This is a genomic window from Metabacillus dongyingensis (genome assembly GCF_019933155.2).
GTDB classification, from domain to species: domain Bacteria; phylum Bacillota; class Bacilli; order Bacillales; family Bacillaceae; genus Bacillus_P; species Bacillus_P dongyingensis.
In genome coordinates, this window is sequence record NZ_CP082944.1 from 349539 (window position 1) to 365771 (window position 16233).

12 protein-coding genes are annotated in these 16233 nt (G+C 44.6%); 11 read left to right on the forward strand and 1 reads right to left on the reverse strand.

Going from position 1 to position 16233, the window contains the following annotated elements; all coding sequences use genetic code 11:
* Positions 1-2: 2 nt before the first annotated feature.
* Positions 3-1484 carry a sodium/proline symporter PutP gene (putP, locus tag K8L98_RS01875; protein ID WP_223439084.1) on the reverse strand — a complete coding sequence of 494 codons (1482 nt, stop codon included), beginning with the start codon at positions 1482-1484 and terminating at the stop codon, positions 3-5.
* A gap of 352 nt (positions 1485-1836) precedes the next feature.
* On the opposite strand from putP, the gene K8L98_RS01880 reads away from it, so the two are divergent.
* The 11 genes from K8L98_RS01880 (at position 1837) to K8L98_RS01930 (ending at position 16224) form a co-directional block, all read left to right on the forward strand.
* Positions 1837-2220 carry an Hsp20/alpha crystallin family protein gene (locus K8L98_RS01880; RefSeq protein WP_223439085.1) on the forward strand — a complete coding sequence of 128 codons (384 nt, stop codon included), beginning with the start codon at positions 1837-1839 and terminating at the stop codon, positions 2218-2220.
* 292 nt (positions 2221-2512) lie between these two features.
* Positions 2513-3784: an ABC transporter substrate-binding protein gene (locus K8L98_RS01885; RefSeq protein ID WP_223439086.1), complete on the forward strand. Its 1272-nt coding sequence runs from the start codon at positions 2513-2515 to the stop codon at positions 3782-3784.
* A gap of 67 nt (positions 3785-3851) precedes the next feature.
* Complete coding sequence (locus K8L98_RS01890) at positions 3852-4703, forward strand: carbohydrate ABC transporter permease (RefSeq protein ID WP_223439087.1); 852 nt, start codon at positions 3852-3854, stop codon at positions 4701-4703.
* A gap of 89 nt (positions 4704-4792) precedes the next feature.
* Positions 4793-5584: a carbohydrate ABC transporter permease gene (locus K8L98_RS01895; RefSeq protein WP_223443076.1), complete on the forward strand. Its 792-nt coding sequence runs from the start codon at positions 4793-4795 to the stop codon at positions 5582-5584.
* Positions 5585-5595: 11 nt separating this feature from the next.
* Entirely contained in the window at positions 5596-7317 is a 1722-nt protein-coding gene (locus K8L98_RS01900) for a glycoside hydrolase family 35 protein (RefSeq protein WP_223439088.1), read from the forward strand.
* Between the two features lie 14 nt (positions 7318-7331).
* On the forward strand, positions 7332-9563 hold the full coding sequence (locus K8L98_RS01905) for an alpha-galactosidase (protein ID WP_223439089.1): 2232 nt from the start codon (positions 7332-7334) through the stop codon (positions 9561-9563).
* A gap of 3 nt (positions 9564-9566) precedes the next feature.
* The gene (locus K8L98_RS01910) at positions 9567-11513 is read left to right on the forward strand and encodes a beta-galactosidase (RefSeq protein WP_223439090.1); all 1947 of its coding nucleotides are present in this window, start codon (positions 9567-9569) and stop codon (positions 11511-11513) included.
* Positions 11510-12691 carry a galactokinase gene (locus K8L98_RS01915; protein WP_223439091.1) on the forward strand — a complete coding sequence of 394 codons (1182 nt, stop codon included), beginning with the start codon at positions 11510-11512 and terminating at the stop codon, positions 12689-12691. The genes K8L98_RS01910 and K8L98_RS01915 overlap by 4 nt, the downstream gene beginning before the upstream one ends.
* Complete coding sequence (gene galE, locus K8L98_RS01920) at positions 12688-13686, forward strand: UDP-glucose 4-epimerase GalE (RefSeq protein ID WP_223439092.1); 999 nt, start codon at positions 12688-12690, stop codon at positions 13684-13686. Before K8L98_RS01915 ends, galE begins: the two co-directional genes overlap by 4 nt.
* Positions 13683-15236, forward strand: coding sequence for a UDP-glucose--hexose-1-phosphate uridylyltransferase (gene galT, locus K8L98_RS01925; protein ID WP_223439093.1), 1554 nt, complete (start codon positions 13683-13685; stop codon positions 15234-15236). Before galE ends, galT begins: the two co-directional genes overlap by 4 nt.
* Positions 15181-16224 (forward strand): aldose epimerase family protein, encoded by a 1044-nt coding sequence (locus K8L98_RS01930; protein ID WP_223439094.1) that lies wholly within the window; start codon positions 15181-15183, stop codon positions 16222-16224. Before galT ends, K8L98_RS01930 begins: the two co-directional genes overlap by 56 nt.
* Positions 16225-16233 lie beyond the last annotated feature (9 nt).

Genomic DNA, 16233 nt, shown 5'->3' on the forward strand with positions numbered 1-16233 from the left:
TATTACTTTGTTTCTTTCTCTAAAACTTCTTCCATTTCAGTAAATGTATTCTGAACACTCTTAGAAGGTCTGCTTGTGATTAAGCTGACAACGTAAACCGCAAGTAAACTTAAGAAGAATCCAGGAATCATTTCGTACATAAATTCTTTCAATGCAGGGACGTTTACCCAAATAAGTACGGTAACAGCACCGACTACCATACCGGCAAGCGCGCCCCACTTAGTCATTCGTTTCCAGTATAAGCTTAAAAGGACTGCTGGTCCAAATGCAGAACCGAATCCGGCCCACGCATATCCGACTAGAGAAAGGATAGTGTCGCTTGGTTCCAAGGATAGCAGCACACCTACGATTGCAACAAGCAGGACGGAGAGTCTTCCAATGAGAACAAGCTCTTTATCCGAAGCATTTCGCTTAAAGAACGTTTTATAAAAGTCCTCTGTCAGAGCACTCGCAGTAACAAGCAGCTGTGACGAAATGGTACTCATGATCGCTGCAAGGATTGCTGCAAGCAGAAATCCTGTAATGAACGGATGGAAAAGTACTTGGGAAAATTTGATGAAGATCGTTTCAGGGTCTGCAAGTGAAGCCCCTGTTTGATTAATATAGGCAATACCGACAAATCCTGTCAGCATCGCACCGATAATCGAGATAATCATCCAGCCCATGCCAATTCTTCGTGCAGGCTTTAGTTCCTTAATTGATGAAATCGCCATAAAACGAACGATAATGTGAGGCTGTCCAAAATATCCAAGTCCCCAAGCTAAAAACCCAAGGATGCCAATAACAGACGTTCCTTTAAAAATATTCATGTACGTCGGATCTATTTCACGGACAACGTCAAATGCAGGCCCCACTCCTCCAAGTTCCATAAATGCGACAATCGGTACAAGGACCAGCGCAAGGAACATGATGATGCCCTGTACAAAATCGGTTAAGCTGACGGCAAGAAATCCGCCAAAAAGAGTGTATACCATTACAACACCGGCTGTAAGAAGCATACCAAACAGGTAATCCGTTTTAAAGGCTGACTCAAACAAAAGTCCTCCTGATACTAATCCTGCAGAAGTATAAAGTGTGAAGAATATAACAATAACGATTGCAGAAACAAAACGTAGCATGCGTGACGTGTCTTTAAAGCGGTTTTCGAAGTAATCCGGGATCGTAATGGAGTCGTTTGCTACCTCTGTATAGGTACGCAGTCGAGGAGCTACAAGAATATAATTAAAATAAGCCCCGATGGATAAACCTACTGCAATCCACATACTTGATAATCCGGTTGTATACATCGCCCCAGGAAGCCCCATCAGCATCCAGCCGCTCATATCAGATGCACCTGCTGACAAAGCAGTAACTGCAGGTCCAAGCCCGCGTCCTCCCAGCATGTAGCCAGATACATCATTTGTTGATTTTTTGAAGGCATAGAAACCAATCAGAAGCATGCCGACAAAATAAATTCCAAGTGATAAAATTGTTCCGATTTCCACCAAATCTCTCCTTTGACATAAGTGATAGTGTGATAAGAACCAAATATCGCAATCCGTTCAGCCCTATGGTTTACTAACCTAACAAACTATTCACCGTGTTTCAAGGAAATGAAACAGGCATGGCGGGGTTTTGAGCGCTTGTGATCTATGGGGCATGTATAAGTAAGCGCTTTCTGAAAAGAATTAAAGTAAAACTATTTAGAATTTTCCGATGTTACCTTTTCTATCATTAACGCGTATTATGCCCGGTCGGATTTAATACAAAAACAACTTTATTCAGCGGATAGGCAAACTGTCATGATGCTACATATGATAATGAGATAAAAATGCACGTATGTCAGGAGGATTGAACATGGATTCAAATCGAAAAGATCCAATGAAAATGATAAATGATTTTTTTGTCTCGCGCCCAAAGCATACCCTGCTCGGAAGCATCGATGACTATTTTAAACATTCATTTGCTCCAAGGGGATTTCCTGTTGTGACCGAAGAATCAGACGCAGCATTTATTGTGAAAGCGGAACTGCCGGGAATCGAAAAAGAGAATATAAAGCTTGAGATTCTGGGAGAAGAACTGATTATTACAGTAAAATCAGAGAATGAGAAGAAAAACGGCAAACAATCAATACTGATTCCCCCGTCAGCTGTAAAAAGAAATTTAAAAGCAAATTACAGAAACGGTGTGTTGAAGGTCACAATTCCAAAGAAGCCTTCAACTAAAATCGAGATTGATTGAAGTAAAACACCTATCTCTCATAACCAGAATTTAAGTAAAAAGAATATAGTAAAATAGTTCAGCTTTTAAAATAATAAATTAGAAGAATACGATAATAGAAAGGCGCGGATGCAAACTCGGCGCTTTTTTCTTTGTATGGGAACTATTTAAGTAAAATTAAAGGTAAAAAATAAAAAACTTTTAGTTAAATTTTACTTGAAGTTTTCTGACTATTATTCTATTATTGTTTATGTAAACGATTTCAATTTTTTTACGGTCAGTATCTTTTGATTAAGATTATAGGGGGTAAAACATGAAAAAGGTAATGGGTTTGATTAGTCTGGTTCTAATCATCGGCATGCTCTCTGCTTGTTCGGGAGGATCTTCTGAAAAGACAAGTAAAGAAGACAAAAAATTGACGGCCTGGGCTTGGAACATCAACGTTCCTGTACTTGAGGCAGCGGCCGAGCGCTATAAGAAAGATAATCCTGATTTTGAGCTTGAAATTGTAGAAATCGGGAGAGAAGATGTTTATTCGAAATTAACAACAGGCTTGCAGGCGGGCGGACAAGGTCTTCCTGACATCGTCCTTGTTGAAGATGACCGCATTCAGGGATATGCAGAATCTTATCCTAAAGCATTCTTAGATCTATCTAAGTACGGTTTTGAGGAGCATAAAGATAAATTTCCATCAAGTAAAACAGCCCTTTTAACTGTGAATGACAAAGTGGTAGGCTTCCCGTTTGACGGCGGACCGACAGGCGTCTTTTACCGCACAGATATTTTTGAAGAAGCTGGCGTAAAAGCAGAAGACATTCAAACATGGGAGCAATTTGTTGAAGCGGGAAAAGTCATTAAAGAAAAAACAGGCAAACCAATGCTTGGCCTTGATTTAAATGGTGACGACGGACTCTACCGCATGATGATGAATCAGCAGGGTTCCCTTTATTTTGATGATAAAGGAAAGCTTGCTTTAACGTCAGAAGAATCAATGAATGCTGCAAAAGTGATCAAGAAGCTTAAAGATGAAGGCTTAGTGAAAAATACAGTCGGCTGGGATGCATGGATCAGTGCCATGGTAAGCGGCGAGGTTGCAGCAGCACCATCCGGCGCATGGCTCTCAGGATCAATCACAGGACAAGGTAAAGATACATCAGGCAAGTGGGGCGTTATTGCTCTTCCGGCATTTGAAGAAGGCGGCAACCGTGCTTCTAACCTTGGAGGAAGCAACTACGTCATCATGGAATCTACGGACAAAAAACAAGAGGCATATGACTTCATGGAATACTTCTCAACAGATGAAGAAACACAGCTTGAAGCAATGAAAGGCGGCTTATTCCCGACACTTAACACGATTTATGATGAGCCGATCTTCACTGAAGAGCAGGAGTTCTTCTCTGGACAGCCGATCTGGAGCACGTTCACAGAGCAAATGGAGAGCATTCCATCTGTTAACTATACAGGCAACTATTCACTGGCAATGGATGAATCAATCAAAGCCCAGTCTGAATCAGTCAGCGGCAAAGTATCGATGGAAGAAGCATACGAAGCCGCGCAAAAACGATTAGAGAACAGAATTAAATAACATTGAAAAATGAACAGAAAGGGCCGAATTTAATTCAGCCCTTTCCTAATTTAAGGTGGGATCTTGCATGAGTCAAACACGTTTATTTCCTTATATGTTTATCGCCCCTGCAGTTATACTCTTTATAGTTTTTACTGTCTATCCGATTTTTTCTTCTCTTTTATTAAGCTTTCAAACCTTTGAGGCAGGGGAATACATCTTTACTGGATTGGATAATTACGTCACGTTATTCCAGGATGAAATTTTCCATAAAGCCCTTATGAACACGTTTATTATCTTTATCGTTCAGGTTCCGATCATGCTGACTCTGGCTCTTGTGCTTTCAAGTGTGCTGAACAGCGGACTGCTGCGCTTAAAAGGATTTTTCAGAGTTTCATTTTTCCTTCCTGCAGTCACATCACTTGTGGCATACTCTATCCTTTTCTCGATCATGCTTCAGGAGGAAGGAATTATTAATACAGTTATTGAATTTTTAGGTATGGAAGCGATCCCGTGGCTGTCAGACAGCTTCTGGGCAAAAGCATCCATCATCCTTGCGATGACATGGAGATGGACGGGATATAACATGGTTATCTTTCTTGCGGCTCTTCAAAACATTCCAAACGATATGTACGAGGCTGCTTCTTTAGACGGTGCAGGAAAGATCAGACAGTTTTTCTACATTACCATTCCGCAGCTGAAGCCGGTTATTCTGTTTGCTGGAACATTATCAACTATCGGTACGCTGCAACTATTCGATGAGCCATTCAACTTAACAAAAGGCGGACCGGCTGATTCCACGATGACACTTGGCTTGTACATCTACCAAAACGGATTCGAATTCTTCCAGTTCGGCTACGCATCAGCCATTGCATACATTGTTGTGGTATTAGTAGGCATCCTAACGTTCATTCAATTCAAAGTGGCAGGTGATAGATAATGAATGCAGAAACGAGCAACCGAATTCAATCGAACTTCCTAACCGAAACAAAGAAGAAGCGAAGCAAAAAAATACCGCAGAAGCTTGGCATGTACAGTTTATTAATGCTTTTCCTGATCATCTCGATTTTCCCGTTTTACTGGATGTTCATCGGCGCTACAAATGATTCTGGAAAGATGTTTACAAATCCGCCGACACTGACGCCTGGCGATCAGCTGATGACGAATTTCCAAAACCTGAATGCATCGATTAATATCCCGCAGGTTATGTTTAACTCGCTGTTTGTATCCCTTCTATATGTAGTCGCAGCGCTCGCAGTATGTTCGCTAGCTGCATATGCTCTTGCAAAATTTGAATTCAAAGGAAGAAACTTTATCTTTACGGCGTTTTTGCTGTCCATGATGATTCCATATCAGGCAACACTGATTCCGCTTTTCCGCATGATGTCTGAGCTGAATTTGCTGAATACGTACTTTGCGGTTATTGCTCCGCAGCTATGCTATCCATTTGCCATTTTCTTGTTAAGACAGAACTTCCTGGCATTCCCGACAGAGCTGATTGAAGCAGCACGACTTGACGGAGCAGGGGAACTGAAAATCTTCTTTAAAGTAGTAGCGCCATCTATGCGGCCTGCACTCGCCGCAGCATCGATTTTCCTGTTCATGACACAGTGGAACAGCTTTATGTGGCCGCTTGTAGTGTTGAACGATGCAAGTATGTACACGTTCCCAGTTGCTCTTTCAAGCTTAATGGGTCTTTCATACATTGATTACGGTCAAGTCATGATGGGTGTTTCCATCGCAACCATTCCAATCATAATCTTCTTCTTAGTACTGCAGAAGCAATTTATCTCAGGCATGCTCGGAAGTGCCGTGAAATAGGGGGAAAAAAGATGCTGACAACAAAGGGAAACCAGTTTTATTTAAATAATGAGCCGTTTCAAATTTTATCAGGCAGCATTCATTACTTCAGGGTTGTACCGGAGTTCTGGGAAGACCGGCTGCTCAAATTGAAGCAGCTCGGGATGAATACGGTAGAAACGTATATTCCGTGGAATGTCCATGAACCGAAAAAGGGAGAATTTCACTTTGAAGGTTTGGCAGATCTGGAAAGCTTTATTAAAAAAGCAGAAGAATTGAAGCTGTATGTCATTCTGAGACCGGCTCCCTACATCTGTGCAGAGTGGGAGTTCGGCGGATTTCCAGGGTGGCTGCTGAAGGAGCCGGGAATGGCGCTCCGCAGTTCGGATCCTGTCTTTTTTGAGCACCTGCGCTCTTATTTTAACGTCCTGCTTCCAAAAATCGTGCCGCATTTAACATCAAACGGCGGGCCTGTTATCGCCGTTCAGGTGGAGAATGAATATGGCGCTTACGGCAATGACCTAAAGTATTTGAATGATTCTGCAGAGCTTTTTAAACAGGCAGGAATAAACGTCCTGCTATTCACCTCAGACGGACCAGAGTTCATTCAGCATGGCTCCATGCAAGATGCAGTGACAACCTTGAACTTCGGCTCCCGCTCGGAGGAAGCCTTTGCTTCACTCGAAACGTTTCGACCGAATTCTCCAAAGATGTGTGCAGAATTCTGGATCGGCTGGTTCGATCATTGGGGAGGAAAGCATCATACCCGCGAGGCTGCCGATGTTGCGGCAGAGTATGAAAAAATGGTGGCACGGGGGGCTTCCGTTAACTTTTATATGTTCCACGGGGGAACGAATTTTGGGTATATGAACGGGGCAAATCATTACGAGTTCTACACTCCGACGATTACAAGCTATGATTACGACGCGCTTTTGACAGAATGGGGTGACCCGACGGAAAAATACCATGCTGTTAAGCAGGTGCTGTCTAAATATACGGATGTTCCAAAAGAAAACCCGGTCCCATCTGAAAAGAAACACTATGGAACTGTGGAGCTTACAGAACAGATGAGTGTGTTCGATTTTCTGAAACAAAAAACACCGAAAACGCTTATTGCTCCAAAATCAATGGAAGAGCTGGATCAGAACTACGGCTATGTCCTTTACAAAACAACGATCACAAAGCAAGGCGAGCTTGAAATGGATATCACGCCAATCCGCGACAGAGCGTTTATTTACATTAACGGCAGGTTGGAACGCACAGTTTACCGCAATGATGCGGAAAAAACAATTACACTGCCATTCAGCGAGAAGAAAAACATCCTTGAGATCTTTGTTGAAAATATGGGCCGCGTCAATTACGGCAAGCATTTAAAGGATAAAAAGGGCATCATTGATAACCTCTGGATCGGCAATCAGTACTGGTTTCATTGGGACGTATATTCGCTAAATCCAGATGAAGAAGCTGTTTCATTCATTAAAGGAAATGATGAACGCTTCCCGCGCTTTTACAAAGGTGAACTTTCGATTGAAGCTCCTGCCGATACATTTATTGATCTTGAAGGATGGATGAAAGGAAATGTGTGGGTGAACGGCTTTAACCTTGGCCGCTACTGGGTAACAGAAGGACCTCAAAAACGTCTTTACTTGCCGGGTCCTCTTTTGAAAAAAGGAAAGAATAAGATTTTACTTATCGAGCTTGAAGGAACAGATGCCCATTCCATCAATCTTGTGGATAAACCAAATCTTGGGTAAAGGAGCTTGCTACGATGCCTATATTCATAAATGAAGAACGCAATCAATTCCATCTTACGAACAAAACGGTCAGCTATCTTTTTCATGTCATGAAAAACGGGGAGCTTGGCCAGCTGTATTACGGAAAAAAACTGAACCATCAGCCTGATTTCTCTCATTTTGCAGCTTATCATATTCCGACTGCGGCAAGCTGTCATCCTGAAAAGAATGATCCTGCCTTTTCACTTGAAACGGTTTGTCAGGAATATCCGCTATACGGAACGAGCGATTTCAGAGAGCCGGCAATTTCCCTGCGGCATCCAAATGGAAGCTCTGTCAGCAAATTTGAGTATTCATCCTATGAAGTGATAGATGGGAAAGAGCGCATCCCCGGCATGCCGGCTACGTTTGCCAATGCTGGAGCAGCATGCACTCTCGTCATTACCTTACTTGATAAAGTGAGAGATTTAAAGCTCAAACTCTCCTATACAATTTTTGAAAACACCTCTTCAATTACACGTCATGCAAGCCTGGAAAACGAGGGAGAGCAGCCGATCGACATCGAAAGAATGATGAGCATGTCACTCGATCTCTGCGATCATGATTTTACAATGGTTCATCTTGCCGGAACATGGTCAAGAGAGAGACATGTAAAAGAACGAAAGCTTCAAACCGGCATTCAATCGATCTCAAGCATTCGCGGAGCAAGCTCGCATCATCATAATCCGTTTATGGCGCTGAAACGTTCAAATGCTACAGAAACAAGCGGAGAGGCTTACAGCTTTCACTTCGTGTACAGCGGCAATTTTTTAGCTCAGGCTGAGGTTGATCATTATGATACAACGAGAATTCAAATGGGTATACATCCATTTCAGTTTAACTGGCGCCTGAATCCTGGGGAAGCGTTCCATACGCCAGAGGTAGTCATGACCTACTCTGATAAGGGCCTGAATGGTCTTACACAGTCTGCTCATAACCTTTTCAGAGAGCATCTCATTGCACCTGTCTGGCAAAAAAGAGAGCGTCCTGTGCTCATCAACAACTGGGAAGCCACTTATTTTGACTTCAATGCAGAAAAAATCGTTGCGATTGCAAAGCAGGCCAAAGAGCTCGGTGTTGAATTATTCGTTTTGGATGATGGCTGGTTTGGAAAGCGGAACGATGATACGACGTCACTCGGCGACTGGTTTGTGGACAAAAACAAATTGCCGGAGGGAATCGACGCTTTGTCACAGTCGGTCCGAAACGAAGGGCTGAAGTTCGGCCTATGGTTTGAGCCTGAAATGATTTCAGAGGAAAGTGATCTTTATTCAAAGCATCCGGACTGGGTCATTCATGATCCTGAGCGGCCGGTTTCATATGGACGCAATCAGTGGGTGCTCGACTATACAAGAGAAGAAGTGGTGGATTATCTGTTTGAGAGAATCTCCTCTATTATCCAATCAGCAAAACTCAGCTATATCAAATGGGATATGAACCGCAACATCACGGAAGCGTATTCCGCAGCACTCGGACAGGATCGCCAGGGAGAATTTTTCCACCGATACATTCTTGGGGTTTACAGCCTGTATGAAAGACTGACTTTTAAATTCCCTGACGTGCTGTTTGAATCATGTGCAGGAGGCGGAGGCCGCTTTGATGCCGGAATGCTCTTTTATGCTCCTCAGGCTTGGGCCAGTGACGATACGGATGCGGTGGAGCGATTGAAAATTCAATATGGATCTTCCTTTATCTATCCGATCTACAGCATCGGCTCTCATGTTTCCGATATTCCAAATCATCAGACGCTGCGCAGAACGTCCTTAAAGGCGCGCGGTGATGCCGCATACTTCGGAACGTTTGGCTATGAGCTGGATCCGAACAAAATGACCGATGGAGAAAAAGCAGAGGTAAAAAGTCAGATCGAAACATATAAATCACATCGCACACTAATTAGAAACGGCGATTTTTACAGATTGATCAGCCCATTTGAATCGAACGAAACAGCGTGGATGATCGTCTCTAAAGATCAGACCGAAGCATTCATCGGATGGTATCAAGTACTGGCTACGCCAAATCCAAAGAAAATCCAGACGCTGAAGCTAGCGGGGCTTGATGCAAACAGCACCTACCATGTGAACGGGTCAGATCAGGCGTATGGAGGAGATGAACTAATGCAAAGAGGACTGCAGCTTCCGGTTGAATACAACGGTGTGAACAAGAATCATGCAGAACGCGGCGGAGATTTTCAATCAAGCGTATTCCACTTAACGAAAAATGGGGGATGAGACATGTATTTAGGCGTTGATTACTATCCAGAGCATTGGGATCCATCCCTGTTCGGCGAAGATATTGAAAAGATGAAGGAAATGGGCGTCAACATGGTGCGCATCGGCGAATTTGCCTGGCACTTAATGGAGCCTTCAGAAGGGCAGTATGATTTCTCTTTTTTTGACGAAGTCATAAACCGGTTTAAGAAAGAAGGCATTGCGGTCATGTTCGGAACACCGACCGCAACGTTTCCTGCCTGGCTCGTAAAAAAACATCCGGATATTCTGCTCGAAGACGAAAACGGCCATCCCAAATCGTTCGGCGGCAGGAGACAGTACTGCTATAACTCTAAAAACTATCAAACTTATTCTTTAGCAATCGTTGAAAAGCTGGTCACTCACTATCAAAACGAGAGCGGCATCGTCTCATGGCAGATCGACAACGAGCTTGGCCATGAAGGCAGCGATATGTGCTACTGCGGTCAATGCAGAGAAGCTTTTCACACATTCCTTGCAAAAAAATATGAATCGGTTGATGAACTGAACAAGCGCTGGGGAACGATTTTCTGGGGACAAACGTATAACTCTTTCCATGAAGTTCCTGTTCCAAAGCCGACAATCACGGTTCATAACCCGGCGATGATGCTCGACTGGGCAAGATTCAGAAGCAAGTCTCTAAGCGAGTTCGCGAAGACGCATCTGAATCTAGTAAAAAAGCTGAAGGGAGCTCATCAGGAGGTTACAACAAATCTACCGGGCGGCTTCTTCGGAAAATGGTTCGACCATAACGAGTTTTCAAGAGACCTGGATTACGTGTCCTACGACAATTACCCGGTTTGGGGCGGACTGACAGAGCCAGTCACACCAGCCTTTCTATCATTCACGCTCGGATTTATCCGCGGCATCAAACGCGAGAACTTCTGGATTGTTGAACAGTTGATGGGGGCACAGGGTCATGACATTATCGGCTATCTTCCAAGACCTGGTCAGGCGCAATTATGGTCGTACCACGCATTTGCGCACGGATGCAGCAACATGCTGTACTTCCGCTTCAGAGGCATGAACAGAGGGGCAGAGCAGTATTGCCTTGGCATTATCGATGCTGATAATACACGTTCAAGAAAATTTTACGAAGTTCAGGAAGTGTTTAAAGAAGTCCGCAAGTATGAAGAAGTGTTCAAGGCACCATTCAAGTCAGATGTAGCCGTGCTGTATGATTTTAATAACATCTGGTCGATGCGCATTCAGCAGCAAAGCTCACAGCTTGAATTTACAAACGAATTAATGCGCCTGTACCAGCCGTTCCATGATGTGAATGTACCCGTGGACGTGCTCAAATACGACCATGATTTCTCGGTTTATAAAGTTGTTATTGTGCCTGTGCTGACACTCGTAGATGAAGAGCTTGCTGCAAGATTAAAAGCCTTCACAGAAAAGGGCGGCACCGTGATCTTCTCATTCCGTGCCGGCATGAAAAACAAAGACAACAATATTCCATTCGGCGACAAATCGCCTTATTTATTAAAAGAACTGCTCGGCATTGAAATCGATGAAGCCGAATCGCTTCATGAGGGCCAGCATGTTTCAATCCTTTCAAAAGACGGCCAGAAAGAGGCGCAGGGACAGGTGTGGAGAGATCTCATCCGCACAACAACCGCAGATGTTCTCTATTCCTACAGCGACCGTTTTTATAAAAACTATGCAGCCTTAACAGTCAATGAGTATGGAAACGGAAAAGCATATTACGTCGGAACAGGTGCTGAAGCAGGCGTTCTTTCTGATTTAACATTAACCGTCTTAAATGAAACAGGCATCTCGTTCATCAAGAGCGAGCCTGGTGTTGAAGTAGTCGAACGCGCGGGGCATGTGATTGTCATGAACCACAACCACGGGGAAGCAGCTTTCGAAGGGGAAGTGCTGCAGCCGTTTGAAACGAAAATCATGGAGCGAGGGGGACACTCATCATGAATGCGGGGGAATTAGAAGGCTTATTCAGAGAAAAGTTCGGCAAAGGGGACTATCGCAGCTTCTTTGCGCCGGGGCGCATTAACCTGATCGGGGAACACACAGATTACAACGGCGGGCACGTTTTTCCATGTGCGATTACGTACGGAACCTACGCGCTTGCTGCAAAGCGTTCAGACCGGATGCTGCGCATGTACTCGGTGAATTTTCCTGATAAGGGGATTATTGAGTGCTCCCTTGATGACTTGGACTATCAAACTGAACACGACTGGGCGAATTATCCAAAAGGGATGAGCGCAGCTTTAAAGCAGCACGGATATGAGATTGAAGAGGGGTTTGATCTCTTAATCTATGGAAACATTCCGAATGGCGCAGGCTTATCATCGTCTGCCTCCATTGAATTGGTTACTGGCGTGATGCTTGAATCTCTCTTTGATCTGAAAATAGACCGGATTGAGCTCGTCAAGCTTGGTCAGATCGTTGAAAATCAATACATCGGCGTCAACAGCGGGATCATGGATCAGTTCGCCATTGGCATGGGGAAAAAAGCGTGCGGCATGCTGCTGGATTGCAATACGCTCCAATACCGCTACGCACCGATCCATTTAGAGCATCATGTCATCGTGATCATGAACACAAACAAACGCAGAGAGCTTGCCGCTTCAAAATATAACGAACGCCGTCAGGAATGTGAAGATGCCTTGAAGATCCTGCAGGAAAAGGCACCCGTGCAGTCGTTGGGCGAACTCTCGCTGGAAACATTCGAAAAATACGCAGATTCCATTGCGGATGAAACGGTGAGAAAGCGCGCGCGTCACGCTGTCAGTGAAAATGAACGGACCATTCATGCACTTGAAGCCCTTGAAAAGAACGACTTATCTACATTCGGCGAATTAATGAATGCTTCCCACCGCTCACTGCGGGACGATTATGAAGTAACAGGTACAGAGCTCGATGCACTTGTCGAGGCTGCTTGGAAGCAAAACGGCGTTATCGGTGCGCGTATGACAGGTGCTGGCTTTGGGGGATGCGCAATCGCGATTGTTGAACGCGGAAGTGTAGGTGATTTTCTTGAAGAAGTCGGCCAATCTTATTTAAAGGCAGTCGGCTACGAGGCATCCTTCTACATCGCAGACATCGGGGACGGAGCATGCGAAATTGAATTGGGGGTTCATATATGAGCGTTTTAGTTCTTGGCGGAGCCGGCTACATCGGCTCCCATGCAGTCTATCAATTAGCAGATCAGGGATTGGACGTTGTCGTGGTCGATAACCTCCAGACCGGCCACAAAGAAGCGATCCATCCGGGAGCAAGTTTTTACGAAGGCGACCTGAGAGATCAGGCATTTTTAAACAGCGTGTTTGAAAAAGAAGAAATCACCCAGGTGCTGCACTTCGCAGCCAACTCCTTAGTAGGAGAATCCGTCCTGCAGCCGCTCAAGTATTTTCACAATAATGTCTACGGATTACAGGTTCTGCTTGAAGTGATGCAGAAGCACGGTGTGAAAGAAATCGTCTTTTCATCGACAGCCGCTGTATACGGTGAGCCGAAGAACATTCCGATTACAGAAAGCGAACACACCAATCCTACTAATCCATACGGCGAATCAAAGCTGATGATGGAAAAAATGATGCGCTGGTGCGAGCAAGCATACGGCATCCGCTATGTATCCCTGCGCTATTTCAATGTTGCCGGTGCAAGAGCCACGACTGAAATCGGAGAGGATCATACACCTGAAACCCATTTAGTGCCGATCATTCTCCAGGTTGCATTAGGACAAAGAGAGCACATCTCTGTTTTTGGTGATGATTATGCAACGCCTGATGGCACATGCATCCGTGATTACGTTCACGTGGAAGATTTAATTGACGCCCATCTCCTTGCCCTGAACTATTTAAGCAGACAAGGCGAAAGCATCATTTTGAACCTCGGCAGCAGCCAGGGCTTCTCGGTGAATGAAATGATTAAGGAAGCAAGAGAAGTGACGGGACACCCGATTCCTGCAAAAGCTGCACCTAGACGTCCAGGTGACCCGAGCACACTTGTCGCTTCATCCGAAAAAGCAAGAGTGATTCTCGGCTGGGAGCCATCCCGTACGAATATCAAAACGATCCTGCAGGATGCATGGAACTGGCACCAAACAAAACCAAACGGATATGGAGAGGATTCCAGATGAACAATTCTTCATTCGTCAATCAATTAGTTGAGCAAGCCATCCAGAAAAAATTCATCACTGACAGAGACCGGATGTATGCCCGAAATCAGATTCTCGGTCTGCTTGGGATTGATGCCTATGAAGAATGCGATCTGCCGAACATGCTGCTTTCCATACCGGATCTGCTTGATATGATAGTCGAGCAGACAGCAGAACGCGGCATCATTGAAGGAACCTTTGATGAAAAAGAAAAGCTGTCTGCCAATCTGATGAATGTGTTTCTTGATAAGCCGTCCGCGATTCAGCAAACGTTTGAAGAGTATTACAGCCTGTCACCTGAAATCGCGACAGATTACTTTTACAAGCTGAGTCAGAACAGCAATTACATTCAGACAAAACGAATCGCGAAAAACATTCATTATAAAACGCCGACTGAATACGGGGAGATTGATATTACAATTAATCTCTCAAAGCCTGAAAAAGACCCCCGGGATATCGCACGGGAGCGGGCAGTCAAACCGGCAAGCAAGTATCCGAATTGCCTGCTTTGCGCGGAAAACGAAGGCTACACAGGCCGCATCGGACACCCTGCGCGATCCAATCACCGTGTGATTGAGCTGAACCTTGAGAATGAACAGTGGTATTTTCAATATTCGCCTTACATTTATTACAATGAGCATTCCATTGTGTTATCCGGAGAGCACAGAGACATGAAAATCAATGGGAGCGCCTTCCGAAGACTGCTTGCTTTCGTTGAGCAGTTTCCGCACTATTTTATCGGCTCAAATGCTGACCTTCCAATTGTCGGCGGATCGATTCTCTCCCATGATCACTATCAGGCAGGCAAGTATACGTTTGCGATGGCGGAAGCTCCTGATGAAGAGAAGTTTGAGATTGAGAGCTTTCCTGAGGTAGCCTTCTCAAAGGTGAAATGGCCAATGTCGGTGCTGAGACTGCGATCATCAGATAAAGCGGCGCTCGTTACAGCGGCAGAACACGTGCTGAATACATGGAAAACCTATTCAAATGAAGAAGCAGAGATTATTGCTTTTACAGGAGACGAATCTCATCAAACGGTGACGCCGATTGCAAGAATGAGAGACGGCCGCTTTGAGCTTGACCTTGTCCTTCGCAACAACCGAACGAGCGAAGAGCATCCGATGGGAATTTTCCATCCCCATGCAGATTTGCATCATATTAAAAAAGAAAACATCGGCCTGATTGAAGTCATGGGCTTGGCGGTCCTTCCAGAGCGTCTTAAACATGAGCTTCAGCAAATAGAAGCCTTCCTTCTCGGTGAGGAGGCTGAAGTCCCGAAGCATCATGAGGAATGGGTTCAGCACTTAATCTCGAAATATCAATCGTTTGAAAAAGAAACGGCTGATGGAATCCTGAAAAAAGAAGTGGGATTAAAGTTCAGCAGAGTATTAGAGGATGCGGGAGTTTTTAAAAGAACGAATGAAGGGAATAATCATTTTAATCATTTTATCCAGAGTTTAAAAAGAGAGAGGAACGATGAAAATGAAAATCCTTCACGAAACGATTCTCACACACCCGCAGCAAAACATTGAAAAATATACGCTTGAAAACGATCAGGGCTTTTCGGTCAGCTTCTTAAACCTTGGCGGAACAATCACGTCGATCATGGCGCCTGATAAAAACGGAAACTTTGAAAATGTTGTTTTAGCTTATGAAAATGCTGAGCAGTATATCGAAAATCCATATTATTTAGGAGCACTGATCGGCCGCGTTGCAGGACGGGTTCCAAATGCAGAGCTTGGTCCGTACAGACTAGAGGCAAACGAAGGAGAGCACCATTTGCACGGTGGTCCTCATGGCTTTCATCAGGTTTTCTGGAACGTAAAAACCGTTGAACATGAGGATTCAGCAGAAGTGATCCTCACGCATTTCAGCAGGGATGGGGAAGGCGGCTATCCTGGAAATCTTGAGGCACAGGTAACATACCGTCTGGACTGTGACAATACCTTTACCATTGATTACGAAGCACGTTCGGACAAAAATACATGGCTCAACCTGACAAACCACGCTTATTTTAATTTATCAGCAGACAGCGGAAGGGACGTACTGAATCACTCTCTTACAATGAAAAGTGATGCCATTGCTGAATTCGATGACGATTCGATTCCAACAGGCAGATGGATTCCTGCAAAAGAAACCCCGTTTGACCTGAAAACTGGTAAACTATTAAGAGAAGCAGCAGAGTCTGACCACGAGCAGATCAACAAGGTCGGAAACGGTTTTGACCACCTTTTTCTATTTGAACAAAGTGAGCTCAACCAAGTGTCAGTAGAGGAGCAGGAAAGCGGACGGAAGATGGTAGTGCAGACAACAGATCCAGCAGCTGTCATCTACATGGCGAATAAAATGGATACCGATCATCCATTAAAACCGGGTCAGGCAACCGGGCCATATGCGGCAATCTGCATTGAGACACAGCGCATTCCGGAATCGCTGCTGATCCCAGGCCTGCCGACACATAAGCTTGCGGCACATGAGGCATACAGATCCAGAACATCATTTACATTCGGACTAATATAGAAAAGCGGA